We start from the raw sequence: 24963 nt of genomic DNA, 5'->3' as shown, positions 1-24963 counted from the left end.
GCCCTTTATGCCGCGCCGACCACTTTCGCCGACTTCTCAAAACGCTTGCGCTCGTTCGGATCGAGATAGAGCTTGCGCAGGCGGATGGTCTTCGGCGTCACTTCGACCAGCTCGTCGTCCTGGATCCAGGCCAGCGCGCGTTCCAGCGTCATGCGGATCGGCGGTGTCAGCTTCACCGCCTCGTCCTTGCCGGCGGCGCGGATGTTGGTCAGCTTCTTGCCCTTGAGCACGTTGACTTCGAGGTCGTTGTCCCTGGAATGGATGCCGATGATCATGCCCTGATAGACCTTGACGCCGGGGTCGATGACCATCGGGCCGCGGTCTTCCAGGTTCCACATGGCGTAGGCCACCGATTCACCCTGTTCGTTGGAGATCAGCACGCCGTTGGTACGGCCCGGCAGCTCACCCTTGTAAGGTTCATAGGCATGGAACAGCCGGTTCATCACAGCGGTGCCGCGCGTGTCGGTCAACAGTTCCGACTGGTAGCCGATCAACCCGCGCGTCGGTGCGTGAAAGACGATGCGCTGGCGATTGCCGCCCGAAGGGCGAAGCTCGACCATCTCGGCCTTGCGCTCCGACATCTTCTGCACGACGACGCCGGCATGCTCCTCGTCGACGTCGATGACGACTTCCTCGACCGGCTCCAGCAATTCTCCGCTGTCGCCCTTCTGCATGACGACGCGCGGCCGCGACACGGCGATCTCAAAACCTTCGCGGCGCATCGTCTCGATCAGCACGGCCAGCTGCAATTCGCCGCGGCCGGAAACGAAGAACGAATCCTTGTCAGGTGATTCCTCGATCTTCAGCGCGACATTGCCTTCTGCCTCGCGCAGCAGGCGGTCGCGGATGACGCGGCTGGTCACCTTGTCGCCTTCGGTACCGGCCAGCGGCGAATCGTTGACCAGGAAAGACATCGTCACGGTCGGCGGATCGATCGGCTGCGCGTGCAGCGGCTCGGTCACCGACAGGTCGCAGAACGTGTCGGCGACGGTGCCCTTCGACAGGCCGGCAATAGCGACGATGTCGCCCGCCTGCGCCTCGTCGATGGGCTGGCGCTCGAGCCCGCGGAAAGCAAGGATTTTCGAGATTCGGCCGGTTTCGACCTGGGTGCCGTCATGGTGCAGCACCTTGACCGCCTGGTTGGATTTCAGCGTGCCGGATTCGATACGGCCGGTGATGATGCGGCCGAGGAACGGATTGGCTTCCAGGATGGTGCCGATCATGCGGAACGGGCCGGGATGAACGGTCGGCGCCGGCACGTGCTTGATGACGAGGTCGAACAGCGGCGCCAGAGCCTGGTCCTTCGGACCTTCGGGGTTTTCCGAGACCCAGCCGTCGCGGCCTGAACCATAAAGGATAGGGAAGTCGAGCTGCTCGTCGGTGGCGTCAAGTGCTGCAAAAAGATCGAACACCTCGTTGACCACTTCGACGTGGCGGGCATCTGGCCGGTCGATCTTGTTGATGACGACGATCGGCTTCAGTCCAACCTTGAGTGCCTTGCCGACCACGAATTTGGTCTGCGGCATCGGCCCCTCGGCGGCGTCGACCAGCACGATGGCCGAATCCACCATCGACAGAATGCGCTCGACCTCGCCGCCGAAGTCGGCGTGGCCGGGCGTGTCGACGATGTTGATGCGGGTGTCCTTCCAGTCGACCGAGGTCGCCTTGGCCAGGATGGTGATGCCGCGTTCCTTTTCGAGGTCGTTCGAATCCATGGCGCGCTCGGCGACGCGCTGGTTGTCGCGGAACGAGCCGGACTGTTTCAGAAGCTGGTCGACGAGGGTGGTTTTTCCATGGTCGACGTGCGCGATGATCGCGATATTGCGGATTTTCATGTTTCGGTCTCGGGAGCGTTGCAGGCAGCAGGCCAAAAGGCGCTGCCTCTTTCGGTTGGGCGGCTCATACAGGGTTTTTCGCAATTGCGAAAGAGGAGGCGAGCCACCAAATAAAGTCACCAAATCTTAAATGTCTTGGTGTGAAGTGGAATTATTAACCAAGGCGGAACCTTTCATGGTCCGGACAGTTCGAATTTCATGATCGAGATAGGCATCAAACTCCGGCCGATTTTGGCATGTACCGCGCTCGCCGTCCTCCTCGCGGCCGGCGCGGCGCAGTCGGCGGCGTCGTTCAAGGAGACGCGGTCTGCTTTGCCGTCCGACAAGCCGTCGGCGGAGCAGCTTTTTGCCGATGCTCCCGATGGCGTCGATCCGGTGGTGACCGGGCCGGTCAGCGCCGCCTTCAAGCAGCGGCAGCAAAATGCCGGATGCGACAGCGCCGTCTGGCCCAACATTCCCGTCGTCTGCTATCCCGATTGATATACGTCCTACCCTCGGGCTGGCCCGAGGGTAGTGACGCCGTCGCTCACGCCGACCGCACCGGATCGAGCGTGACCTTGTAGAGTTCGCTGTCGTCGCGATCCATCAGCCGCACCGTCAACTGCTCGGTGGCGCCATCGATTTCGACGAGCCCGAAGAACTGCAGGCCGGCCGAAGGCGGCAGGTTTTGACCCTGTTCGGCAGTTGGTGCCTTTATGAACTTCAGCTCCGGGCCGAATGTCATATCGAAACCATTAGGCCCGAACGTGCCGGAATGGATCGGACCCGAAACGAATTCCCAAAACGGATTGAAGTCCTGGAACTGCGCCTTGTCCGGATTGTAGTAATGCGCGGCTGTGTAATGCACGTCTGCGGTCAGCCAGACAGTGTTGCTGATACCCGCATTCTTTATGTAGCGAAGAAGGTCGGCAATTTCCAGCTCACGCCCTTTGGCCGGGCCATTGTCGCCATTGCTGACCGCCTCGGCCCCTACCTTCTTGGTGCCGTCGTTCCAGACGACGAGGCCGAGCGGCATGTCGGCGGCGATGATTTTCCAGGTTGCGTTGGAATTCGCCAGTTCACGCTTCAGCCACTTGATCTGCTGTTCACCGAGGATGCGCGATTGCGGCGTCATCGTCTCCTGCATATCCGAACCGTTGGGGCCGCGGTAGGAACGCATGTCGAGGAAGAACACGTCGAGCAGCGGACCATAGGCGATCTTGCGGTAGACGCGGCCGGGCTCCGACGGCTCGTAACGGATCGTCGTCATTTCGTGGAAGGCGCGCGCCGCACGTGCCGCCAGCACATGGATGGATTTTTCAGTGTAGCGATCGTCGGCGCTCAGGTCCTTCGAGTCCGACCAGTTGTTCAGCACCTCGTGGTCATCCCACTGATAGAAGGTCGGACAGATGGCGCTGAGCGCCAGCACATGCCTGTCCATCATGTTGTATTTCCACTGCGCCCGGTATTCGTCCAACGTCTCGGCAACCCTGCGCTTCTCGTCGATCAGCACTTTGTTTTTCCACTTGCCGCCGTTGGGCAGGTCGACCTCGTCCTTCATCGCACCATCGGCATAGATCGTATCGCCCGAATGCAGGAAGAAGTCGGGCGTGTGCTTGGCAATGGTGGCGTAGGTCTTCATGCCGGTCTCGTCGATGCCCCAGCCTTGGCCGGCGGTGTCGCCCGACCAGGCAAAGCGAATGTCGCGCTTCGAGGCAGGTGCCGTGCGGAAGCGGCCGACGACCGGCTCGGAAACGGCGTTGATGTCGGCAAGATCGGCCGCGACCATGCGGTAGAAGATGTCCTGGTCGGAGGCGAGATCGGTAAGCAGCCGCTTCACCGTATAATCGCTGGCCGGCGAGGTATCGAGCGGCGCCAGGCGGACGGCATTGGTGAAGCTTTCGGTCGACGACACCTCGAACATGACGCGCGACGGCCGGTCGGTGCGTGTCCAGACCATGCCGCTGGTGGCATCGACGTCGCCGGATTGGATGCCATGGGTGAACGCCGGGCGCTGATTGGCGCGCGAGTAATAGGGAAGGGCGAGGCCCGAGGCGCCGACCAGGCCAACGGCGCTGGCCGACGTGACGAAAGCGCGCCGCGTCATCGAAATCTTGTTCATGGCTGTCTCCTGGATGGCATTGAACGTCGCCGCCAAGCTCCAGCTTCAATGTTTCAGGCACATTTCGAAACGATGAAGGTTTGATAACAGTGAACAGGCTGGCGAATCTCCCTCGTTGAGGGGGAGATGTCGCCGAAGGCGACAGAAGGGGGTCGTCTCGCGCGGAGCGCCGGCCTCCTGCATCGGCGATAAGGGGCCGAGCCCAGTCGGACCGACCCCCTCTGGCCGCTTCGCGGCCATCTCCCCCTCAAGGGGGGAGATTAGCACGGCCGATTGCGCCCTATGCCGCCTGCGGTTCCGGATCAAACGCCGGGCGGGTGGTATTGATCAGCAGCGAGATGCAGGCGGCGGCTATTGCCGTCATACCGGCGATCAGGAAGGCAAGCTCGTAATTGCCTTGCAGCTCGCGCATGGTGCCGCCGAAGAAGGCCGCTGTCGCGGCGCCAACCTGATGGCCGGCGACGATCCAGCCGAAGACGATCGGTCCGCTGCGGTCGCCGAACGCCTCGTTGGAAAGCCTGAGCGTCGGCGGCACCGTGGCGATCCAGTCCAGTCCGTAAAACACGGCGAAGATGATCAGGCTGGTTGCCGAAAAGCCGGAATAGGGCAGATAGATCAGCGACAGGCCGCGAATACAGTAATAGACGCCGAGCAGCTTGCGCGGGTCGAAACGGTCGGTGAGCCAGCCCGACAGCGTCGTGCCGATAAGATCGAAGATGCCCATCATCGACAGCAGGCCGGCGGCTTGCACTTCGCCTATGCCCATGTCGCCGCAAAAGGCGATCAGGTGCGTGCCGACCAACCCGTTGGTGGTGAAGCCGCAGACGAAGAAAGTGGCGAACAGATACCAGAAGACGCGCGTGCCGGCGGCGCGGCGCAGCGTGCTCATCGTATGCGCGAGGAAATTGCCTTGCGCGGCAGGTGGTGACGGCGGCACGTCGTCGAGCTCGGCGCCATAGCGCACCATGCCGATGGAGGCCGGCCGCTCCGGCACCAGCAGCCAGACCAGCGGCAGCAGGCAGGCGGTGGCAACCGAGACCGCGATGACAACCGGCCTCCAGCCGCCCGACTGGGCGAGCGAGGCGAGCAGCGGCAGGAAGACCAGCAGCCCGGTGGCACTGGACGCCGACATCAGTCCCATCACCAAGCCGCGATTGGTCTTGAACCAGCGGTTGACGATGGTCGCGCCGAGCACGGTGGCGACGGCGCCCGAGCTGACGCCGGAAAACACGCCCCAGGTGAGGAGCAGATGCCACGGTTTGGTCATCAACAGGCTGAGCGCGGTCGATCCCGACATCAACAGCAGCGCGGCAAGCAAGGTGCGGCGCAGCCCGATCCGCTCCATCAACGCCGCGGCAAACGGCCCGGTCAGGCCATAGAGGAAGATGCCGGTGGCCGCCGCCAGCGACACCACGTCGCGCCGCCAGCCGAAACTGTTCTCCAGCGGCAGCATCATGACTGCCGGCGCCGAACGCAGGCCCGCTGCGATCAGCAGGCAGAGGAAGATGACGGCGACCACGACGAAAGCGTAGCGCTGGCCAAACGGGCGGGATTGAGTTATCATGTTACTGACCGGTACGTTGCAGGAGCGCGAAACATACGTACCGACCGGTAACATTGTCAACCAGCTAATCGGCAGACCAGGCATGAAAAGCATTGAACCAACGATCAAGGCCAATGACGCACCGCCGCCTCGCGCCGCCGAACGGATTCTCCAGGTGGCGCGCGATCTGTTCTACCGGCAAGGCATCAGGGCGATCGGCGTCGACGAGATCGTGCGGCGTGCCGGCGTCACCAAGCCCAGCCTCTACCGCAGCTTTCCGTCCAAGGACGAGCTGGCCGCATCCTACCTTCGGCACTATGACCTCGAATTCTGGGAGCGCTTCGACGAGGCGGTGAATGCCCATCCGGGCGATCCGCGCGCGCAGATCGTCGCCTTCCTGACGCGTGTCGGCAAGCGTACGCAAAGGCCCGATTATCGTGGCTGCGGCATGACCAATGCCGCGGTCGAATATCCCGAACATGGCCATCCGGCCCGCGTCGTGAGCGAGGCCAACAAGCAGGAATTGCGCCGCCGCCTGCGTGCCATGGCGGCGGCGATGGGCGCCGGCGACGCCGAGACGCTGGGCGACGGGCTGCTGCTGCTGATCGAGGGCGCCTATATTAGCGGTCAGTTGTTCGGTGCCGGCGGACCGGCGCAGTCAGTGGCCCGCAACGCCGATCTTCTCATAGAGGCAAGCTTGAAGAAATAGTGGTCCGTTTTACCAGACCACTGTGCGCAGCCTGACTTCCTCTAGGCTGCTGCTAAATTTGACGGTACGCTGCGCCCCCCGAACTGAGTTGTTCCGCCATGCGCGCTCTCTTGATCCCGCTTGCCCTCGCCGGTTTCTGCCAGGCGGCCCGGGCCGGCGACATATCCAGCGTCTATACCGATCTCGATTGGGAGAAGGACTGCGTCACCTATGCCCAAGCGGAGGAAGGCGACGGCGACTGGGCCGATCTCGCCTGTTCGGGCTACCGCGGCTACCCGGTGCTGGTTTCCTACGACGACGCGCGGGAATCGCTGTTCTACGGCTTTCCACCTGGCGATATGACCACGGTCTGGGAAAGCTTTTCCGGCCTCAATTCGGCTGGACCCAAGGTCGAGTGGCGGATCGAAACCAACGGCAAAACTGCCATTCCCTTCGCCGTCATTCATCGTCGCTCGATCAGCGATACCGAGGGCGAGAACAAGTCGACGGAAGTGCTGATCGTCGCCAAGGTTGCCCAGCCTGACGCCCACGAAGGTTGCACGATCGGCCTTGTGCTCGCCACCGGCAATCCCGCCGCCAACGATCAGGCGCGCAAGCTTGCCGACGAGAAGGCACGCACCTTCGCCTGCGGCAAGGACAGGCGTGAGGTGCTTGGCGACGCGCCCGCTTTCGGCCGCGTCGACAACTGATTATTTGCGCCCGATAATTACTTGCGCCTGGCCCGCTCGATTGCCTCGACGATCATCTTCTTGGCATAGGCCGCATCGTACCAGCCTTCGATCTTGACCCATTTGCCGGGTTCGAGATCCTTGTAGTGCTCGAAAAAGTGCTGCACTTGCTGGCGGGTGATGTCGGGCAATTGCGTGTATTCGTGGACGTCCTCGTAGCGCAAGGTCAGCTTGGGCGAAGGCACCGCGATCACCTTCTCGTCCTGGCCGGCATTGTCCTCCATCACCAGCACGCCGATCGGCCGCACATTGATGACGCAGCCTGGCACCAGCGCGCGCGTGTTGCAGACCAATACGTCGATCGGGTCACCGTCGCCCGACAGCGTATGCGGTACGAAACCGTAATTGCCGGGATAGCGCATCGAAGTGTGAAGGAAGCGGTCGACGAACAGCGTGCCAGCCTCCTTGTCCATCTCGTACTTGATCGGCTCGCCGCCAATCGGCACCTCGATAATGACGTTGACGTCCTCGGGCGGGTTCTTTCCGCTGGCAATCGCTTCGATACGCATCGCTTTATCCCTCTCTCGATTGGAGATCGATAGCGGGCGACGGCGAATGGTGCAATGCGGCGAATGGTACGGGGAGATCGTCCGAACCGAAAACCGGCCGGATCATGCGCTGGCCGTCATTCCCAGACGAAAGCGACCTTCTTCAGCGCCTTCTGCTCGAATATCTCGACGCCTTCGGCAACATCGCGGCCACCGGCGCCGGCATAAAAGGCAAGTGCGTTCTGATTGTCTTCCAGCGCCCAGACCACCATGCCTTTCAGGCCATGGTCGGCCAGCCGTGCCCGCGCGGCCGAGAACAGCCGGCTGCCGAGCCCGATGCCTTGATATTCCGGCCGCAGGTAAAGTTCGTAGATCTCGCCCTGCTGCCTGAGTTCGCGGGCGCGGTTCTTGCCGATCGTCGCATAGCCGGCAATTTTGCCGCCGATTTCGACGACCAGGACGGTGGCAGCGCGGCGAATGGCATTCGCCCACCAGTCGGCGCCGCGGCGGTTGATCATCGATGTCAGCGTGCGGTGCGGGATGATGCCCGAATAGGCGCCGCGCCAGGCCTCGAGATGCACGTCGGCGATGGCGGCTGCATCGCGCGGTTCGGCTTTCCTGATGTCGATGCTCAGCGTATTCATGATTGGTTAACCATAAACCCGCTGCGCCCGATTGCAAGAGTCCGGTCAACCGCCGCGATGCTTTCACACAGCCGGACGGTGCGTCCTTGAGACGCTGCGAAACCGCTTTTGGCGAGATCAAATCTCGACCAGATGGTCGTCCAGTTCGTTGCTGTCGCCGGTCGAGACCGGAAAATGCTCGGCCAGTACCGCACCGACTGCTTGGATCGCCTTGACGAACCCCTCGGCAAGCCGATCGTCGCCGGCATGCGCCGTAAGGTCGCGGACGACACCGTCCCAGACATGCTGGCCGACACGAGAATCGATCCCGCTGTCGGCGACCACCTCGGCGTAGCGCTCGGCAATCGAGACGAACACCAGCACGCCAGTGCGCGCCGTGGTGCGGTGGACGTTGCGGGCGAGGAACTGCTTCATCGCATTGGCGTGGGCGGCCTGGTAGCGCAGCCGCCTCGGCACCAAATGGATGCGCAATGCCGGCAATGCCCACAACAGGATGAGCACACTGGCAAGCGCCAGAAGCTCGGCGATGACGAAATGCGGCAAGCGGATCGACAGCCACCAGGCTTCCAGCCCATAACCGACGGCGAGGCTGACGACGAGCATGCCGAGCATCGCCATGAAAGCGGCCGGGAAGAAATAGCTGTCGCTGGCATGCGCCACGACGCAGTAGATCTCGCCGTCGGTCTTTGATTCGGCAGCGCGGATCGCACCGGCGATGCGCTCATGATCCTCGGGGCTGATCGGTCGTGTTGCCATGATTGATGTCTCACCAGCTTCCTGAAGAACCGCCGCCGCCGGACGAACCGCCGCCGCCGGAAAACCCGCCACCGCTTGAACTCGACGACCATCCCCCGCCGGAACCTCCCGACCAGCCGCCGGACGACCGCCGGTTTGGCTCGAAGGTCATGCCCAGCCAGCGATAGCGGCCGGGACCGATCTTCTGGCCGAAGATCGGCGGCAGGATGGAGGCTGCGAGGCCGCCGAAAAAGATGATTGCCCAGATGGCTATGAAGATCGTGAAGAACAGATCGTCGCTGTTGAACGGCGGCTGCTGGTTGCGTTCGCCGCGCGCCTCCAGTTCTTCGGGATTGCCTTCCAGCACCATGATCATGTCGTCGACGGCCTTGCTGATGCCGCCTGAGAAATCGCCGGCACGGAAGGCCGGCACCATGTCGTTTTCGATGATCAGCTTGGTGTGCAGGTCGGTCAGCGTGCCTTCCAGCCCATAGCCGACTTCGATGCGCATCTTGCGGTCGTTCGGCGCCACCAGAAGCAGGACGCCGTTGTTCTCCTTCGCCTGGCCCAGTTTCCAGGCGCGGAACAGCCGGTTGGCGTAAGGCTCGATCTCCTCGCCGTCGAGGCTGGGGATGGTCGCGACGACGATCTGGTCGGACCCTTTCGTCTCGAACTCGGCAAGCTTCTGCGTCAGCGCCGCCTCGGTCGTGGCATCGATGATGCCGGCATTGTCGACGACCCGTCCGGTCAGCGCCGGCAGTGCGGCGGCAAGGGCGGTGAGCGGGAGGAGGAGAAGGCTTTGGAAGACGAGCAGGAAGGCCAGGCTGGCGTTCTGTCGCGCCCCCCTCTGTCCTGCCGGACATCTCCCCCTCAAGGGGGGAGATCGGCTGTCACAGCTGTTTTCGCCAATCTCCAACGATGCAGGATGGGCGGTGAAGCCAAAGCTGCCAATCTCCCCCCTTAAGGGGGAGATGCCCGGTAGGGCAGAGGGGGGCGCTACGGAGTGCAAGGCCAATAGGGACCACGCTCACCGGCTGTTCTTCACCCGCCTTGCGTGGTGTTGGTGCCGAAATCGACCTTCGGCGGCTGCATCTTATCCTCCTCGATGGTGAAATTCGCAAACGGCTGGTTGCCGCGGAACCACAAGGTCGCCCAGATCACCGACGGGAAGGTCCTCAGCGTCAGATTGTACTCTCTCACTGCCTGGATATAGTCGCGGCGGGCGACCGTGATCCGGTTCTCGGTGCCTTCGAGTTGTGCTTGCAGCGCCAGAAAGTTCTGGTTGGCCTTGAGATCGGGATAGTTCTCCACCACCGCCAGCAGGCGCGACAGCGCGCTGGTCAGGCCGGCCTGGCTGTCCTGGAATTTCTTGAAGGCTTCCGGATTGTTCAGCGTTTCCGGCGTCACGGTCACCTGCGTCGCCTTGGCGCGCGCTTCGACCACGGCATCGAGCGTGTCCTTCTCGTGCGCCGCGTAGCCCTTGACCGTGTTGACCAGATTGGGGATGAGATCGGCGCGGCGCTGGTATTGATTCAACACCTCGCTCCATGCGGCCTTGGCGTTTTCCTCAGCTGTTGGAACGGTGTTGTAGCCGCAGCCGGCAAGCAGCGGCAGCATGACGGCCATAACCAGGAACGCAGCTAAATTACGGAATATTGGCGGCGAAGAAAGGCGCTGGGCAAGCATGATAAGTCCCCTCGATAGCATTGGCAGGCGAAGCATTAGCACAATCCTTGCGTAAGAAAATGACTTCGGCCGAGAAGTGTTACTGGTTTCTGCCATTCGCCGTCGGGCCCTGTGACAGACGAGGCGAACGGGTTAAGCTCGGCATAAAACGGGACATCACCATGGCGAAACGCCACGACAGCGACGCGGAATCACGCCGCATCATCGAACGGGTGGCGCGCGAGACCGACCCGGGGGGCACCTCGTTCCTTGCACGAACCACTAAAGGCGCGCGCGACCACGTCACCGCGGCCGATGCCGACCGGTCGGACCCGATCGAATATTGGGGCACCCGCATCGGTCGGGCAGCGGGCTTGCTTATTGCCATCGGCCTGTTGATCTGGCTCGTGCTTTTCGTCACCAGGGGCAGTTAGGAAAATCAATGAGTGCCGAAAAAACCGACGCGCCGCGCGCGGTCATCGTCGTCTCCAGCCATGTCGCCCGTGGCTCGGTCGGCAACCGTGCCGCTGTCTTTGCGCTGGAGACGCTCGGCTTTCCGGTTTGGGCGGTACCGACCGTCATCCTGCCCTGGCATCCGGGCCATGGCCGGGCCACCCGCATCGTGCCGCCGCTGGACCAGTTCAAGGCGCTGATGGCCGACCTCGAGCGCGCGCCGTGGCTGGGCGAGGTCGGCGCCGTGCTGTCCGGCTATCTCGGCGAGGCTGGCCAGGCCGAAGCCGTCGCTTCGCTGGTCGGCGCAGTGAAGGCGAAGACGCCGGACGCCCTCTATATCTGCGATCCGGTGATGGGCGATTCGGGCGGGCTCTACGTACCTGAGCCGACCGCAATCGCCATGCGAGACCGGCTGATGCCGATCGCCGATATCGCCACGCCCAACCGCTACGAGCTGGAATGGATGGCCGGAGCGCCGCTGCCCGACTTGAAATCGGCAATGGCTGCAGCCCTGCAGGCCGGCCCACCGGCCATGCTGGTCACATCGGCGCCGGCGATGATGGCCGGCGGCACCGGCAATTTACTGCTCGCCGGCAGAGAGGCACTGCTTGCCGAACATCGCCTGATCGAGAAGCCGCCGAATGGGCTCGGCGACCTGACGGCGGCCGTCTACCTGGCGCGGATCCTGTCCGGCCAGCCGGCCGCCAAGGCGCTGCAATCGACCACGGCGGCGGTCTACGAGATCCTGGCGCGGACCGCCAAGCGCGGCGGCGACGAGTTGCAGCTCGAGACCGATGCCCAGAGCCTATCGCACCCAATGGCGATGGTGCAGCTTCGCCATCTGCTGCATCCGGAACGGGACCGCCGGGCGTGACGCAGGCCGAAGACGCCGTGCCCCAGGATGATGCGCCCTGGGGTGTTGTGCTTGTCGGCGTCGACGGTTGCAAGGCCGGCTGGATAGCCGTCCGCCGCGATCCCGGTGCGGCACCGTCGACAGCCGTTTTCCCAAGCTTCGCGGCGTTGCTCGACCGACTGCCCGCCGACTCGTTGGTAGCGGTCGATATGCCAATCGGCCTGCCCGATTTCTCGCAAAGAGGCGGTCGCGGCCCGGAGGCGCTGGTGCGGCCGCTGCTCGGGGCCCGGCAGTCCAGTGTCTTTGCCATCCCCTCCCGCGCCGCGCTCTACGCGGAGATCGAAGCCTTCACCACTGTCGACGCCTGGTACGCCGCACATCGCAAGGCAAGTGAGATAGCCAGGACGACCTCAGATCCGCCGCGCGGTGTCTCGATCCAGGCCTTCGGCATCTTCGCCAAGATCCGTGAGATCGATTCGCTGCTGATCGCGCGCCCCGAACTACGCAGCCGCGTGTTCGAATCGCATCCGGAAGTTGCCTTCTGCAAACTGAACGGCGACCGGGCGATGCGCCTGCCGAAGAAGATCAGGGGCAACATCAATCCGGCCGGCATGGCCGAACGCAAGGCGCTGCTTGCCCGGCATGGTTATAGCCAGGATTTTCTCGACCAGACGCCGCCGCGCGGCGCGGCCGCCGACGATTTCCTCGATGCTGCGGCGATGATGGTGGTTGCCGGACGCATCGTCAGAGGCGAGGCAATGCCGTTTCCGGATCCGCCGCTCGCCGATCGTTTCGGCATTCCGGTCGCCATTTGGGCCTGAGGACCGGGGGCGTCAGGAGCGTGATCTGAGCGCCTCGTTGAGTGCCCACATATCCTTCTCCTCGGGCGCGGTCTCCAATCCGAGCACGGGAACTTGCTTACGCAAATGGTCGTGGTGGGTGCGCACGCCATATTCGAGATCGGAGAGGTAAAAACCTCCGAAGGCTTCGGACAGCATGGATTCGTTGGACCATATCGAAAGCTGTACATCCTCGGCCAGCGTGTCGCGGTCGATGCGGTAGGATAGGTAGCGGGCTGCCGCCTGTTCCCTGGTCTCGTCGCGATAGCGGTAGATGGCGCCGCGCAGCAGCGTCTCACCCGTCGACAGCGGAAATTCCTGATAGAACTGCACCGATTCCGGCATGATCGACAGCACGTTGTTCGGGAAGATGCCGTAGTAGATCCAGGCCTTACGCAGGTGTTCCGGCAGGTGCTTCGCCTCGGGTGCGAGCTTGATGTACTGCGCGACGCTCCAGCGCCGTCCGGCATGCGGATTGTAGGTGGCGAACGAGCGCGACACGCCGTTGACGAACGGCTCGTCGAAATAGGTCGCACCGTAAAGGTCCTGCAGCGCCGGATGCGCCATGGCGACGTGGTAGCCTTCATTGTCGACATCGCGCACCGATTTCCAGTTGACCGGCGTCTTTTGGGTCCAGATGCCCCAGGACGGCACCATCTCGGCGACGCCGTAATGGGCAATCTCGGCTTCGATCGGCTTCAACAGCTCGGCCACCGATGGCTGCGGCCCACCCTTGCGGAAACGGATGAAGATGAAGCCCATCCAGATTTCGAGCTCGAGCGGCATCAGGCCGAATTCAGTCTTGTCGAGGTCGGGGAAGGTGCGGGGGCGGGCAGCACCGCGCAGCGTGCCGTCGAGATTGTAGACCCAGCCATGAAAGGGGCAGACCAGCGAATTCTTGCAAGTGCCCTGGCTGTCGGCAACGACGCGACTGCCGCGGTGGCGGCACATATTGTTGAAGGCGCGTACAACGCCATCCTTGCCGCGCACGATCAGCGCCCGCTCGCCGACCACATCCATCGTCAGATAGTCGCCGGCGTTCGGCACGTCGCAGACATGGCCGGCGATCTGCCAATGGTTGCGGAAGACGTGCTCTTTCTCGAGTTCGAGCAAGGCGTCGGAATGATAGCTCCAGCCCGGCAGCCCCCGCCGATCCCAATCGTTGGGGGTTGCCACGTCACGCAGATGCGGGTTCATAAAAGGCTCTTTATTTATTGAATACTCGTTCAATAAAAGCATATTTTCCGTTGAAATGCAATGGCTTGGGAAAATGGGGCGAATTCTTGACGGGAAATCGAGCGGGATTCGAGAGCCCAGTCCGAACGATCGAAGTCGAGAAAATCCCGGGAATTCCAGACGTTAATCCCCTTACACTTGTTGACCGCCCGACGCTCTGTGGGCCTGGAAAAGCGACGTGGATCTGGTGCCGTGGGTAGCGGAAAACGAGCACAGAATGCCACCGGTGCTGCCAGCTACGCCGGATCGGTTTGCCCAGGAATGGCCGCGGGCTTGGTTTCATGCCGGTTACACAGTCGTTAATCCATCATCGTTGGCCGGTTACAAGGTGCGATTAAGTTCGTTTCAACAGGGAAAAGAAGAAGACCGAAGGAAACGACGATGCGTACGAAAATCCAGATCACCGATACCGACCTTCGCCAGCAGGGTCCCCAGCGTAACGACCGGCGCCCGAAGCTGGCGCTGCGCCAGCGCGCCAGTGATCATCCGATGGCGATGTTCATGCTGCTGGCGGCTGCCGCATTTGCCGGCATGGCGTTGACGCCGACCATCGGTCCGGCCTTCGCCTCACTGAACCCGCCGGCCAACCTCATCGATGGCGCGACAACCACCACCAAGACGGCGCGCCTGCCGATGCCGGAGATCGATTTTGCCTGCAAGGGGCAGGCCTGGGGCGCCGAGAGCCTGGATTGCCTGCGCGTCATCGCTGCGCAGTCGGGCAAGGCACGGCCGGTCCGCATGATCGCCAATGCCGCCCCGCTGGCCGATACGCCGAACGTTTTTTGATTTTTTTGCGAGCGCCCTCCAGCACTCCAGTCAGGCTCCCGCCGCAATGTCGGCCGGGAGCCTTTTTCTTCCGGGACGAGATCGCGGAGTCTAGCCGCCCAGAGCCGCCTGCTCGGCAATGGCCGAGAGCACACCGCGCACATCCAGCGTGCTGAACGGTTTTTCGAGGATCGGCGGTCGCTGCTGCGCCGGCAGCGCTTCGATCTCGCCTTTCGCGCCGATCAGATCGCCGGTGACAAGCACGAAGCGCCGCGCCACACCCGGCATTTCGGCGAGTAGCTCGCGATAGGCGGCTATGCCGCTGGTGCCGGGCATGCGCAAATCGGAAAACACGATGTCCGGCGGCACATGGCCGCTCAGCGTCGCGGCGGCCGAGACCCAGGCCGGCACGACCCGCGACTTGATGCCCATCAGCTCCAGAATATCGGACAGCGACGCGGCGACATCCGGCTCATCGTCTATGATCAGCGCGTGACGCAAGCCGCTCGACCGCGACGGAGCTTCGCCGGCGGCGGCCGCGCCGGCAGCGATCGCCGGCAGCTGCACGATAAAACGCACACCTCTCGGCGAAACCTCCTCGAACCAGATATTGCCATTGTGCCGCTCGATGATCGATTTCGAGATCGACAGGCCGATGCCGGTACCGACACCGACCGGCTTGGTGGTGAAATAGGATTCGAATATGCGTGAGCGTATCGCTTCCGGCACGCCTGGCCCGTTGTCCTCGACCGAGAATCCGGGATTGCCGCGGTCGCTGCGAAACGTCCGGACCTTGATCCGGCGGTCGCCGGCAACGCCGGCCAAGGCGTGCTGGCTGTTGATGAGGAAGTTGGCGGCCACCTGCGTCACGTGGTCGGCATCGGCCATGGCCAGCAACGGGCCGCTGGCGAAATCGGTGTCGATGATGATGCCGCTCGACCGTGCGCCATAGGCGGTTACTTCGAGTGCGGCGCGGATCACCTGGTTGAGGTCGGTTTCGGCCTGTGCGGCCGGGTGCAGGCGGACCATCGACAGGAAGCTCTTGACGATACGGCCGCAGCGCTCGGCAGCGGCACGCACCTTTTCGGCGCGCACCTTGGTCTGGGGATCGGCGGCGAATTCGTGCAGCAGCGTCGACTGGGCGACAACCACGGCCAGCGGATTGTTGAGCTCGTGCGAAACGCCGGCAAGCAGCGAGCCCATTGCCGCCATCTTCTCGTTCTGGTGCAGTTTTTCGCGCTGGCGGTTGATTTCCTCCTCGGCCCGCAACTTGTCGCGCAGGTCGCGGATGGAGCCGAAGATCAGCTGGCGATCGGCGACCCGCATCTCGGTTGCCGTCAGCTCGATCGGAAAAACCTCGCCGGCGGCATTCTGGGTGACCGTTTCAAGCCGTTGGCCGACCATCGGCGCGCCGCGGCCCGACATGTATTCGGCACCCGACGCATAGCCCTTGCGGTAATATTCCGGCACGACCGTATCGAGCAGGTCCTTGCCGAGGATATCGCTGCGCCGATAGCCGAACATCTTCTCGGCGGCCGGATTGAATTCGATGATCGAGCCGGTCTCGTCGATGACGATGATGGCGTCGAGAGAGGCCTGCAGCATGGTGCGGCGAATGACGTCGCTAGCATGCGCGTCGGAGGGCGACCGTTCGATGGCATCGCCGATGGCGAGTGCCACCATGTGCAGCGCCGCCTCTTCCTGGTCGGTCCATTCGCGTTCGTGGATGCAGTCGTTGACCGCCAGCGTGCCCCACAAATTGCCGTGCGAAAAGACCGACACCGACAGGAACGACTTGATGTTCTGCTTTTCGAAATCGGTCCGCAGAAAGCCTTCGAGATCGCGTGTGTGCCCGGCGAAGATCTTGCCTTGACGCTCGTCCTCCGCCAGCCGTTCCAGCAATGGGTCCGAATCGACGACCGACTGCATGATGACGGTCGGTGACGCCAGTTCGCCGCCAAACCGGGGAGCGATCCAATAAGCGGCGACCGACTGGGCGAAGCCCTGGCCGGGCAGTTCGCGCAGGCGAAACAGGATGCCGCGGTGACAATCCATGGCTTCGCAAAGCGTCTGGAGAATACCCTCCATTTCGCGTTGCCAGTCGCCGGCTTCGCGCAGTCGGCGAACCACATGCACGGCCGCCATCGCCGCGCCCTGCCTGGCGCCCTGCATGTCCGCGCGTGTTGTTTCAGCCGTCATGGTCAGACGTCATTTCCTGGCCGTGGCTTGCTCAAGCCGCCGGGCCTTAGTTGTTTTCCCCGACCGGCAGCGAGAAGATATAGCCTTCGCCGCGCACCGTGCGCAGGAATTTCGGATTGGCCGGATCTGCCTCGATCTTCTTTCTCAACCGCATGATGCGGATGTCGACGGCGCGGGACGACTCCGGGTCCTCGACGAAACCGATCGCCTCGGAGATCGCCGCCCGCGTCAACAGCCGGTTGGCGCGCGTCAGGAACACCTCCAGCACGTCGAACTCGCTCTTGGCCATGTCGATGACCGCGCCGTTGGCGCCGGTGACGAGCCTGCCGTCGAGATCGGCGTGAAAGGGTCCGAAGCTCACGGACCGGCGGCCGCCGGATGTTTCAGCCTTGGCCTTTTGTGGCTCGGTCGGCTCCGGAACGCGGCGCAGCACGCTGCGCACCCTGGCCAGCACTTCGCGCAATTCGTAAGGCTTGACAATGTAGTCGTCAGCGCCGAGCTCCAGTCCGACGATGCGGTCCAGCGCGGTACCGGCCGCCGTCGCATAGATGATGCCGATCGGCATTTTCGACCGCATCCAGCGGCCGAGCGACAGGCCGTCCTCGCCCGGCATGGCGATGTCGAGAATGGCCAGATGGAAGGACTGGGTTTCCAAAAGGTCGCGCGCCGCCGCCGCACTTTCGGCCGTGGCCACATCATAGCCGCTGGCGCCGAGATACTCGGCGACCGCATCCCTCAGGTCGGGCTCGTCCTCGACAATAACAATTCGTGCCCGCACGATGCTTTCGCTCCCGCTTTCAGCGGAAAGTAGATTGGGTATAAACATGATGTCCAGCACTCTTCTTGGGTTGCCGTATGCGGGGTAGAAAAACATGGCTGCACGATCCGTTATCGCGCTTGTTTCCGTCGCTGAAGTAATTGCGACCGATCTCGCCGATCATCTCGAGCGGCGCGGTCATGACGTCCGCGCGGCGCGACAGCCGTGGGAGGCCGAATCGTTGCTTTCGGAAAAGGGTATCGATGTCGTGGTTGTCGGCGACAGCGTCAGCCAGGCAGAGGGGCGCGACCTGCTCAGGCGACATGGCGGCGAAGGTGGACCGGATTTCATCCTGATCTGCCGCCCGGCCGATCTGGTCGACAAGGTTCTGGCGCTCGAACTCGGCGCCGCCGACGTCGTCGAAAGCCCGCTCAATGTCAGGGAGCTTGCCGCTCGCGTAGGCGGCCTTCTGGCTCGGCGCGGCAGGAGCGCCGGGGAACTGATCGTGCTGGAGAACGCGACCGTCGATCTCCGATCGGCCATCGTCATGCACCGCTCGGGCACGGAAGAACAGCTGTCCCCCGGGCAGGTGGCGCTGCTCAGGCTGTTCCTGGCCAGCCCGCGCAAGGTGCTGACGCGGGACGACATCATCGCCGCCGCGCCCGCCGAAAATGCCGAAGCCTTCGATCGGTCGATCGATTCGCGCATCGTGCGGCTGCGCCGCAAGCTCGATACCGAAACCATCACCACCATACGGGGTGCGGGTTACCGGTTCGATCCGCCGACGCAATTCGCCGATTGAAGGCAGGACGGCCACCCTCTTGTCTTGAGCATCGGGTCTTCCCAAAACTGGTTTCCACTTTGGGGTCCGATGCTCTTCAGCGCACCACGAGAAGCGACGGGCCGGACAGCATGTCACTGTTCGTACTGACCTCGCTGGCATGGGCACGTTCCTTCAGCAGCACGGTGGCGAGGCCGGCAATGCCGAGCAGCCCCTGGACGTAAAGCAGGGCGGAAAGCACGGAAGCGGCGAATTTCGTTTTCAACCTGTTCGTTCCTCACAATTGGAATTTACGGGCACTTCAGGGGAACCCCCGAAGCGCCCGCGCCGCCAGCGGAGTCCCCCGTTGCGGCGCGGGCCTTCGGTCCTCTCGGCTGCAAGTTGCCGGAGGCGCCGCGCATCCTCAACGGCCCTAAGCCGCCCCCGCCAGAGGGGCTTGAGCCGGTCGACGCGCAGGCTGGAAACTGTCCAGACCAATCCAGACCGTAGCGAAAACAATATTGGCTTCCGATCGTTTGTTGCCGGCTGTTTTCGTTAGGTCAACTTTGCCTGTTCGCTGTATCCGGATCATGCCGCCGAGGCTGCGCTTTGTTGCAGCTCGGTTTCGGAGTCAGGTGAATTCCTATCAAACGAAAGGCAATCGCGTATTCGCGCCGCGGTTTGGCCGATCCGCCTAGGCAAACACGCCACCGTCATGACGACGTCGTGCAACTGCAAGCCGCTTTGCACGGACCTTTTCTGTTAACCAGGGGAAACAGAATCGAAACACAAACGAGCACGTAGCGAAATCGGCTTGAAACATGACGCCCCGATAAGCCGGTCATCGAATTGAGCCGGCCCCGACCGGCAGAATAGGGGAGACATCATGTACACTGCCATTTCCGCCAAGCTCATCAACATCGCCGCCGCCGTCATCACCGGTACTGCCTTGCTTTTCGGTGCCGGCAACGGCGCAGCCCACGCCGCCAACAAGATCGTCGCGCGTGTGTCGCTATCGCAGCAGACCATGGAAATCCTGGTCGACGGCCGGCCGACATTCGCCTGGAAAGTTTCGACCGGCGACAGGACGCACGTCACGCCGACCGGTTCGTTCAAGCCGACCCGCATGCATGAAATGTGGTACTCGAAGAAATACGACAACGCCCCGATGCCGCATTCGGTCTTCTTCAGCGGCGGCTACGCCGTACATGCGACAAGCGTCATCAAGCGCCTCGGCCAGCCAGCCTCGCATGGCTGCGTGCGTCTGCATCCGGACAACGCCGCCGATTTCTACCAGCTCGTCGAGGTCTTCGGCCCGGCCAACACCCGCATCGTCATCGTCAAGTGAGCGATACTGCTCTCGTCGCTCTCAAGAAAGGCCGGAAATCCGGTCTTTTTATTGTACAATGTTAGTACAATCTAATCCGGCATTACCGGCATCAGCTTCGGATCCGGCTTTTCGGCGTGATGCGGCAGGTCCTTGCTGGCGATAAAGGTGTAGAACATCGGCACCACGAACAGCGTGAACATGGTTCCGACCAGGATACCGGTGAAGATCACCAGGCCCATCGAATAGCGTGCCGCGGCACCCGCGCCGCTGGAGATGATCAGCGGCACCACGCCGAGCGCCATCGCCGCCGTCGTCATCAGGATCGGCCGCAGCCGCACCCTGGCCGAGGCGATGATCGCATCGCGCCGCCGCATGCCGTGCATTTCACGCTGCTGGTTGGCGAACTCGACCAGAAGGATGCCGTGCTTGGTGATCAGGCCAATCAGCGTGATCAAGCCGACCTGGGTGTAGATGTTGAGCGTGCCGAGCCCGACATTAAGCGGCACGATCGCGCCGAAGATCGACAGCGGCACCGCCATCATGATGATCAGCGGATCGCGGAAACTTTCGAATTGCGCCGCCAGCACCAGATAGATGACGAGCACCGCCGCCGCGAAGGCGATGATGATCGTGTAGCCCTGTTCCTTCTCCTGGCGCGATTGACCGGTGTAGTCGATGAAGAAGGTGTCGGGCAGGCTTTCCCTAGCGATGTCCTCGATGGTCCTCAGCCCGTCACCGGTGGTGACGGTGGGCAATGGCAGAGCGGAAATCGTGGCGGAGTTCAACTGGTTGAACTGCTCGATGGCGGCCGGCGACGCGTTGGTCGAGATCTTCACCACCGCCGAAAGCGGCACCATCTCGCCTGAGACGCTGCGCACGAAATACTCGCCCAGTTTTTCGGGATTGTCGCGGAATTGCTGTGGCACCTGCGGGATGATGTCGTAGCTGTTGGATTCGCGGTCGAATTGCGCCACCTCGGCACCACCGACCAGAAGCGTCAGCGTCCGGCCGATGTCGGCGATCGGCAGGTTGAGTGCCGCGGCGCGGTCGCGGTCGATCGTCACCGTCACTTGCGGCGCGTCGTAGGACATCGAATTCTCCACGGCGAGGAAGCGGCCGGAGGCCTGCGCCTTGTTCTTGATATTTTCCGCCGCCTCGTAGACTTCGGAGGCCTCGCCGGTCGAGCGCACTACCATCGTGATCGGCAGGCCACCGCCGGAGCCGGGCAGCGTCGGCGGCGCGAAGACGAAAGCCTTGACGCCCGCCACCTTGGCAAGGCGGGCAGTGATGTCTTCCTGAAGTTCCTTCGAGCTGCGCGCGCGCTCGGCCCAGTCCTTGAACGCAAAGCCGACGAAAGCGCTGTTCGTCGGGCCTTGGAACGCGACGGCGGAGAACCGCGCCCTGGTTTCGGGGATATCATTCACCAGCCCGAGAATTTGGTTCACGTAGGTCTCGGTGTAGTCCGACGTCGCATAGCGCGGCGCGTTCACGATAGACAGTAAGAAGCCCTGGTCTTCTTCCGGCGCCAGTTCGCTCGCGGTCTTGGTGAACATGAAGCCGGTCGTGGCGACCAGTGCGATGACGATCATCAGCGTCACCGGGCGATATTTCAGCGAGCCGCTGACCAGCCGCTCATAGAGGTGTTCGACGCGCCCGAACGTGTTGTCGACAATGCGCTGGAAGCGGCTGTGCGAGCCGGCCCTCAGGATGCGTGCCGACATCATCGGCGTGACGGTTAGGGCAACGACACCCGAAAGCACCACCGAGCCGGCAAGCGTCACCGCGAATTCGCGAAACAGTGCGCCTGTCAGGCCGCCGGTGAAGGCCAGCGGCGCGAACACGGCGGCCAATGTTATCGTCATGGCGACGACGGCGGACGAGATCTCGCGCATGCCGTTGAACGCCGCCTGCATCGGCGACAAGCCGTCTTCCTCCATGTGGCGGTGGATGTTTTCCACCACCACGATGGCATCGTCGACGACGAGGCCGATCGCCAGCACCATGGCCAGCAATGACAAAAGATTGATCGAATAACCCAAAGAAAACAGTAGGAAACAGACGCCGATCAACGACAGCGGAATGGTCACGATCGGCATCAGCACCGAGCGGAACGAGCCGAGGAAGAGCAGGATAACAACGATGACGATGGCGACCGCCTCGCCGATGGTCTTGAACACCTCCTCGATCGACGCACTGATCTGCTCGGTTGAATCGTAGACGATCTCCATCGTCATGCCTTGCGGCAGCGTCTCCTGGATGGTCGGCACAATCTTGTGGATTGCCGACGCCGTGGTCAGCGGATTGGCGGCCGGCGTCGGAAAGATGGCGAGAAAGATGCCGGGCTTGCCGTTGAAGGTGACCCTGGTGTCGGTGCTCGCCGCGGCGAGCTCGACGCGGGCCACGTCGCGCAGTCTCACGACATTGCCGTCTTTCGAGCGGAGCGGAAGGGCAGCGAAAGCCTCCGGCGTCTGCAGGGTCGAGCGAACCGTGATCGAGGAAGCCACATATTCGTTTTCGGTATCGCCGGGCGCCGAGAGGAAATTCGATTCGTTGATGGCGGTCAGCACTTCCGCCGCCGTCACGCCGTGCGCCGCCAGTTTGATCGGGTCGATCCAGACACGCATCGAATATTCGGCGGCGCCGAAAATCTGCACGTCGGCGACGCCTTCGACCGTCGAGATACGCGGCCGCACGACGCGCTCGATATATTCGGTGAGCTGTTCCGGCGTCATGTTCGGATTCTGCATCGAGATGTACATCATCGCGAACTGCTGGCCGGTGCCCTTGACGATCACCGGATCTTTGGTTTCGTCCGGCAGATCGCCGCGAACGCTCTGCACCTTCGACAAGACTTCGTTCAGCGCGACGTCGGGGTCGGAGCCGAGTTTCATCTGCACTGTCACGGTGCTGGATGACGGCCGGCTCGCCGATGTCACATAATCGATGTTTTCGGTCGACGCGACGGCACGCGCGATCGGCGCGGAAATGAACCCCTGGATCAGGTCGGCGCTGGCGCCGGGATAGGCCGTGGTGATGGTGATGGCCGTTTCTTCAACCTCTGGATACTGCCGGATCGAAAGGTTGAAGATGCCCTGAAAACCCAGAAGCAGGATCATGCAGGCAAGCACGGTCGAAAGGACCGGGCGGCGAATGAAGAGGTCGGAAAAGCTCATTGCTGGGCTGCCTGCTGGTTCCCTGGCTTGCTCGGATCGATCGTGTTGTCGACGGCAACGGACATGCCGTTGGAGAGCCGGTTCTGGCCGGCGGTAACGACTTCGTCGCCGGGCGCGATGCCCTCCAGAATCTCGACCAGGCCGGCGTTGCGGCGGCCTGGCTTGACGAACACCTGGGCTAGCACGAGCTGCGGCTTCTGTTCTTCCGCTGCCGGCTTGCCTTCCGCTGCCGGTTTGGCTGGGGTAGCGGCCGCCTTTTCGTCGGGTTTTGCCGCGGGTGCCTCGGCTGCGGGCTTGGCAGCATCTGCAGCCGGCTTTTCTCCCGGCTTTGCCTCGGGCGCCGCGCCGTTGGCTTCGGCGGATTTGGCCGGGCGCACCACGAAGACGAAGTCGCCGTACAGGCTGGAAGTCAGCGCCGTCTGCGGCAGCGCCAGCACGTCGTTCTCCTCGGGCAGTTCGACGCGCACCTGAACGAACTGGCCGGGCGTCAGCTTGCCTTCGGGATTGCCGACCTCCGCCCTTACCGTCACCAGCCGGCTGGTCGGGTCGATCTTCGGATCGATGCCGCGGATGCTGCCGGTGAACGGCATGTCGCCGCCGCCGACGCCCAACCGCACCGTCTGTCCGATCTTCAGCTGCGGAAGCTGCTGCTCCGGCACGGTGAAATCGACACGCATCGTATCCATGTCCTGCAAGGTCACCACAGCGGTGCCAGGTGTGAGATACTGGCCAAGGTCGATTTTCGGAATACCGACGGTACCCTTGAAGGGGGCCGTCAACTGCTTTTGGTCGAGCACCGCTTGCAGCTTGTTTACCTGCGCGGCGGAGACCGATGCTGCTGCCTGCGCCGTGTCGAGCGTAGCGTCGGTGCCGACCCCGCGCTTCTGCAGCTCAAGAGCGCGCATCAGCGTCGTCTGGTCGGATGTGGCTTGCGCTTTCGATGCCACGAGGTCGGCCCGCTCGACTTCATCGTCGAGCTGCAGCAGCACGGCGTTGGCGGCGACCTTTTGATTGGCATGGAACAGGATGTCCTTGACGATGCCCGCGGTTTCGACGGTGAGGTCGACGCCCCGTACGGCACTGACAGTGCCGATCGCCTCGATGCCGGGCGTCCAGGACATCGGTTTGACGATGACCGTCGACACGGTCGCGGCCGGCGGCTTCATGGTGGCGAAGAACTGTTTGATCGCATTGTCGCGAAACAGGTTGAAGCCGACGATGCCGCCGCACACCAGCACGAGCAGAATGAAGGCGATGATGAAGCGCTTGATCACGAACAGTCCCTCGGCCACGGCCCAGCATAACGGTCGGACGACCGGAACACATACCTGTGCCTGGTCCCAATTTCAAATGACGGCGATCTTACTGTACCGTCTGGACGGTCTTGTCAATTCCGCCTAAGCTAATGAATGGGGAACGCTTGATGAAGGCCCGCAGAGCAAATTCGCGCGAGAAGATCCTCGCCGCCGCCGCCGCCGTGGCGCGCGAGACGGGTCCTGGCAGCCTGTCGCTGGATGCGGTCGCCAGCCGTGCCGGCGTGTCGAAGGGTGGTCTTCTCTACAATTTCCCAACCAAGGCGAAATTGATGCAGGCGCTGGTGGAGGATTACCTGCGCGCCTTCGAGCAGGCGCTGGAGTCCGCCCGCACGGCCGGCGTCAACGGCGAAAGCCCGCTTGCAACTTATATCAAGCTTTCGGCCGAGCATGCCGAGGAATCGAAACCGTCGGCGTCCTGGATATTTTCGGCGATTGCCGAGGATCCCGATTTCCTGACGCCGATAAAATCGTTCAGGCGGCAGGTGTTCGAGCGGCTGAAGGAGGAGACGCCGAATCTCAAGGCGCTGCTGGTCTGCTACCTCGCCATCGAAGGGCTTCGCAGCATGAACCTGTTCGGTTCGGACATTCTCTCCGCCAAAGAGCGCAGGCTGCTGATATCGACCCTGCTGGACATCGCGGAATAGTCGAACCGCCAATCTGCGGTTCTGAGCCGATTAATGGCGGCGTTCGTTCACCTGTGTCAAAATACGGGCTGCCACGTCGAAACCACGCCATCCCGCCTTCCGAAAATCGGTTCCGATTTTCGGGCCGATGCGCTAGAGCCTTTCGGGATTGAACCGTGCCTTTAACCCGGAAAGGCTCCCACCGCTGCCC

24 protein-coding genes are annotated in these 24963 nt (G+C 62.7%); 10 read left to right on the top strand and 14 right to left on the bottom strand.

What is annotated here, in order from left to right:
* Positions 1-5: 5 nt before the first annotated feature.
* Positions 6-1835 (bottom strand): translational GTPase TypA, encoded by a 1830-nt coding sequence (typA, locus tag NKI97_RS04675; protein ID WP_352451241.1) that lies wholly within the window; start codon positions 1833-1835, stop codon positions 6-8.
* A gap of 198 nt (positions 1836-2033) precedes the next feature.
* Between typA and NKI97_RS04670 the strand changes: the two genes are divergently transcribed.
* A complete protein-coding gene (locus tag NKI97_RS04670) occupies positions 2034-2315 on the top strand; it encodes a hypothetical protein (RefSeq protein WP_352451242.1) in 282 nt (93 codons plus the stop codon).
* 46 nt (positions 2316-2361) lie between these two features.
* On the opposite strand, the gene NKI97_RS04665 is transcribed toward NKI97_RS04670, so the two are convergent.
* Positions 2362-3936, bottom strand: coding sequence for an alkaline phosphatase D family protein (locus tag NKI97_RS04665; RefSeq protein ID WP_352832896.1), 1575 nt, complete (start codon positions 3934-3936; stop codon positions 2362-2364).
* Positions 3937-4216: 280 nt separating this feature from the next.
* Entirely contained in the window at positions 4217-5500 is a 1284-nt protein-coding gene (locus NKI97_RS04660) for an MFS transporter (protein ID WP_352832894.1), read from the bottom strand.
* 82 nt (positions 5501-5582) lie between these two features.
* Between NKI97_RS04660 and NKI97_RS04655 the strand changes: the two genes are divergently transcribed.
* Together NKI97_RS04655 and NKI97_RS04650 are read left to right on the top strand one after the other, a co-directional pair.
* Positions 5583-6188: a TetR/AcrR family transcriptional regulator gene (locus NKI97_RS04655; protein WP_292664336.1), complete on the top strand. Its 606-nt coding sequence runs from the start codon at positions 5583-5585 to the stop codon at positions 6186-6188.
* Positions 6189-6286: 98 nt separating this feature from the next.
* Positions 6287-6877, top strand: coding sequence for a hypothetical protein (locus tag NKI97_RS04650; protein WP_352451244.1), 591 nt, complete (start codon positions 6287-6289; stop codon positions 6875-6877).
* A 17-nt stretch (positions 6878-6894) separates the two neighbouring features.
* On the opposite strand, the gene ppa is transcribed toward NKI97_RS04650, so the two are convergent.
* From ppa to NKI97_RS04625, 5 genes are all read right to left on the bottom strand, one after another.
* A complete protein-coding gene (ppa, locus tag NKI97_RS04645) occupies positions 6895-7425 on the bottom strand; it encodes an inorganic diphosphatase (RefSeq protein ID WP_352451245.1) in 531 nt (176 codons plus the stop codon).
* A 116-nt stretch (positions 7426-7541) separates the two neighbouring features.
* Complete coding sequence (locus NKI97_RS04640) at positions 7542-8048, bottom strand: GNAT family N-acetyltransferase (protein WP_023678138.1); 507 nt, start codon at positions 8046-8048, stop codon at positions 7542-7544.
* 117 nt (positions 8049-8165) lie between these two features.
* On the bottom strand, positions 8166-8804 hold the full coding sequence (locus NKI97_RS04635; protein WP_352451246.1) for a TPM domain-containing protein: 639 nt from the start codon (positions 8802-8804) through the stop codon (positions 8166-8168).
* Between the two features lie 10 nt (positions 8805-8814).
* A complete protein-coding gene (locus NKI97_RS04630) occupies positions 8815-9657 on the bottom strand; it encodes a TPM domain-containing protein (protein WP_352451248.1) in 843 nt (280 codons plus the stop codon).
* A gap of 167 nt (positions 9658-9824) precedes the next feature.
* Positions 9825-10469, bottom strand: coding sequence for a LemA family protein (locus NKI97_RS04625; RefSeq protein WP_352451249.1), 645 nt, complete (start codon positions 10467-10469; stop codon positions 9825-9827).
* Positions 10470-10630: 161 nt separating this feature from the next.
* On the opposite strand from NKI97_RS04625, the gene NKI97_RS04620 reads away from it, so the two are divergent.
* The 3 genes from NKI97_RS04620 to NKI97_RS04610 are packed head-to-tail and all read left to right on the top strand — an operon-like array spanning position 10631 to position 12575.
* The gene (locus tag NKI97_RS04620; protein ID WP_023678142.1) at positions 10631-10882 is read left to right on the top strand and encodes a hypothetical protein; all 252 of its coding nucleotides are present in this window, start codon (positions 10631-10633) and stop codon (positions 10880-10882) included.
* Between the two features lie 8 nt (positions 10883-10890).
* Positions 10891-11775: a pyridoxal kinase PdxY gene (pdxY, locus tag NKI97_RS04615; RefSeq protein WP_352451250.1), complete on the top strand. Its 885-nt coding sequence runs from the start codon at positions 10891-10893 to the stop codon at positions 11773-11775.
* On the top strand, positions 11772-12575 hold the full coding sequence (locus tag NKI97_RS04610) for a DUF429 domain-containing protein (RefSeq protein ID WP_352451251.1): 804 nt from the start codon (positions 11772-11774) through the stop codon (positions 12573-12575). Before pdxY ends, NKI97_RS04610 begins: the two co-directional genes overlap by 4 nt.
* 12 nt (positions 12576-12587) lie before the next feature.
* Here NKI97_RS04610 and NKI97_RS04605 read toward each other — a convergent pair whose 3' ends face one another.
* Entirely contained in the window at positions 12588-13790 is a 1203-nt protein-coding gene (locus NKI97_RS04605; protein WP_352832889.1) for an aromatic ring-hydroxylating oxygenase subunit alpha, read from the bottom strand.
* Positions 13791-14210: 420 nt separating this feature from the next.
* Between NKI97_RS04605 and NKI97_RS04600 the strand changes: the two genes are divergently transcribed.
* Positions 14211-14615, top strand: coding sequence for a hypothetical protein (locus NKI97_RS04600; RefSeq protein WP_352451253.1), 405 nt, complete (start codon positions 14211-14213; stop codon positions 14613-14615).
* A gap of 90 nt (positions 14616-14705) precedes the next feature.
* Here NKI97_RS04600 and NKI97_RS04595 read toward each other — a convergent pair whose 3' ends face one another.
* Both NKI97_RS04595 and NKI97_RS04590 read right to left on the bottom strand, forming a co-directional pair.
* Positions 14706-16793 (bottom strand): PAS domain S-box protein, encoded by a 2088-nt coding sequence (locus NKI97_RS04595; protein ID WP_352832886.1) that lies wholly within the window; start codon positions 16791-16793, stop codon positions 14706-14708.
* Between the two features lie 46 nt (positions 16794-16839).
* Positions 16840-17619 (bottom strand): response regulator, encoded by a 780-nt coding sequence (locus NKI97_RS04590; RefSeq protein WP_198023578.1) that lies wholly within the window; start codon positions 17617-17619, stop codon positions 16840-16842.
* A gap of 46 nt (positions 17620-17665) precedes the next feature.
* On the opposite strand from NKI97_RS04590, the gene NKI97_RS04585 reads away from it, so the two are divergent.
* A complete protein-coding gene (locus NKI97_RS04585; RefSeq protein WP_292663715.1) occupies positions 17666-18352 on the top strand; it encodes a response regulator transcription factor in 687 nt (228 codons plus the stop codon).
* A 76-nt stretch (positions 18353-18428) separates the two neighbouring features.
* Here NKI97_RS04585 and NKI97_RS04580 read toward each other — a convergent pair whose 3' ends face one another.
* Positions 18429-18596 carry a hypothetical protein gene (locus NKI97_RS04580; protein WP_352832883.1) on the bottom strand — a complete coding sequence of 56 codons (168 nt, stop codon included), beginning with the start codon at positions 18594-18596 and terminating at the stop codon, positions 18429-18431.
* A 600-nt stretch (positions 18597-19196) separates the two neighbouring features.
* Between NKI97_RS04580 and NKI97_RS04575 the strand changes: the two genes are divergently transcribed.
* Positions 19197-19658 (top strand): L,D-transpeptidase, encoded by a 462-nt coding sequence (locus tag NKI97_RS04575; RefSeq protein ID WP_352681846.1) that lies wholly within the window; start codon positions 19197-19199, stop codon positions 19656-19658.
* 71 nt (positions 19659-19729) lie between these two features.
* Here the strand turns inward: NKI97_RS04575 and NKI97_RS04570 are convergent, their stop codons facing one another.
* Together NKI97_RS04570 and NKI97_RS04565 are read right to left on the bottom strand one after the other, a co-directional pair.
* The gene (locus NKI97_RS04570; RefSeq protein ID WP_352451257.1) at positions 19730-22813 is read right to left on the bottom strand and encodes an efflux RND transporter permease subunit; all 3084 of its coding nucleotides are present in this window, start codon (positions 22811-22813) and stop codon (positions 19730-19732) included.
* Positions 22810-24087: an efflux RND transporter periplasmic adaptor subunit gene (locus NKI97_RS04565; RefSeq protein WP_502894784.1), complete on the bottom strand. Its 1278-nt coding sequence runs from the start codon at positions 24085-24087 to the stop codon at positions 22810-22812. Before NKI97_RS04565 ends, NKI97_RS04570 begins: the two co-directional genes overlap by 4 nt.
* Positions 24088-24236: 149 nt before the next feature.
* Between NKI97_RS04565 and NKI97_RS04560 the strand changes: the two genes are divergently transcribed.
* On the top strand, positions 24237-24773 hold the full coding sequence (locus NKI97_RS04560) for a TetR/AcrR family transcriptional regulator (RefSeq protein WP_352451259.1): 537 nt from the start codon (positions 24237-24239) through the stop codon (positions 24771-24773).
* The last annotated feature ends 190 nt before the right edge of the window (positions 24774-24963 follow it).

The organism is Mesorhizobium sp. M0296 (assembly GCF_040321675.1).
Lineage (GTDB): Bacteria > Pseudomonadota > Alphaproteobacteria > Rhizobiales > Rhizobiaceae > Mesorhizobium.
This window is presented reverse-complemented; position numbering and strand designations above follow the sequence as displayed.

Bases quoted from the DNA above. Each gene is read 5' to 3' on its own strand.
- NKI97_RS04640 (WP_023678138.1), bottom strand. From the start codon at position 8,048: ATGAATACGCTGAGCATCGACATCAGGAAAGCCGAACCGCGCGATGCA.
- pdxY (WP_352451250.1), top strand. From the start codon at position 10,891: ATGAGTGCCGAAAAAACCGACGCGCCGCGCGCGGTCATCGTCGTCTCC.
- NKI97_RS04595 (WP_352832886.1), bottom strand. From the start codon at position 16,793: ATGACGGCTGAAACAACACGCGCGGACATGCAGGGCGCCAGGCAGGGC.
- NKI97_RS04650 (WP_352451244.1), top strand. From the start codon at position 6,287: ATGCGCGCTCTCTTGATCCCGCTTGCCCTCGCCGGTTTCTGCCAGGCG.
- NKI97_RS04660 (WP_352832894.1), bottom strand. From the start codon at position 5,500: ATGATAACTCAATCCCGCCCGTTTGGCCAGCGCTACGCTTTCGTCGTG.
- NKI97_RS04585 (WP_292663715.1), top strand. From the start codon at position 17,666: ATGGCTGCACGATCCGTTATCGCGCTTGTTTCCGTCGCTGAAGTAATT.
- NKI97_RS04605 (WP_352832889.1), bottom strand. From the start codon at position 13,790: ATGAACCCGCATCTGCGTGACGTGGCAACCCCCAACGATTGGGATCGG.
- NKI97_RS04560 (WP_352451259.1), top strand. From the start codon at position 24,237: ATGAAGGCCCGCAGAGCAAATTCGCGCGAGAAGATCCTCGCCGCCGCC.
- NKI97_RS04620 (WP_023678142.1), top strand. From the start codon at position 10,631: ATGGCGAAACGCCACGACAGCGACGCGGAATCACGCCGCATCATCGAA.
- NKI97_RS04635 (WP_352451246.1), bottom strand. From the start codon at position 8,804: ATGGCAACACGACCGATCAGCCCCGAGGATCATGAGCGCATCGCCGGT.
- NKI97_RS04590 (WP_198023578.1), bottom strand. From the start codon at position 17,619: ATGTTTATACCCAATCTACTTTCCGCTGAAAGCGGGAGCGAAAGCATC.
- ppa (WP_352451245.1), bottom strand. From the start codon at position 7,425: ATGCGTATCGAAGCGATTGCCAGCGGAAAGAACCCGCCCGAGGACGTC.
- NKI97_RS04655 (WP_292664336.1), top strand. From the start codon at position 5,583: ATGAAAAGCATTGAACCAACGATCAAGGCCAATGACGCACCGCCGCCT.
- NKI97_RS04570 (WP_352451257.1), bottom strand. From the start codon at position 22,813: ATGAGCTTTTCCGACCTCTTCATTCGCCGCCCGGTCCTTTCGACCGTG.
- NKI97_RS04670 (WP_352451242.1), top strand. From the start codon at position 2,034: ATGATCGAGATAGGCATCAAACTCCGGCCGATTTTGGCATGTACCGCG.
- NKI97_RS04665 (WP_352832896.1), bottom strand. From the start codon at position 3,936: ATGAACAAGATTTCGATGACGCGGCGCGCTTTCGTCACGTCGGCCAGC.
- NKI97_RS04625 (WP_352451249.1), bottom strand. From the start codon at position 10,469: ATGCTTGCCCAGCGCCTTTCTTCGCCGCCAATATTCCGTAATTTAGCT.
- NKI97_RS04600 (WP_352451253.1), top strand. From the start codon at position 14,211: ATGCGTACGAAAATCCAGATCACCGATACCGACCTTCGCCAGCAGGGT.
- NKI97_RS04575 (WP_352681846.1), top strand. From the start codon at position 19,197: ATGTACACTGCCATTTCCGCCAAGCTCATCAACATCGCCGCCGCCGTC.
- typA (WP_352451241.1), bottom strand. From the start codon at position 1,835: ATGAAAATCCGCAATATCGCGATCATCGCGCACGTCGACCATGGAAAA.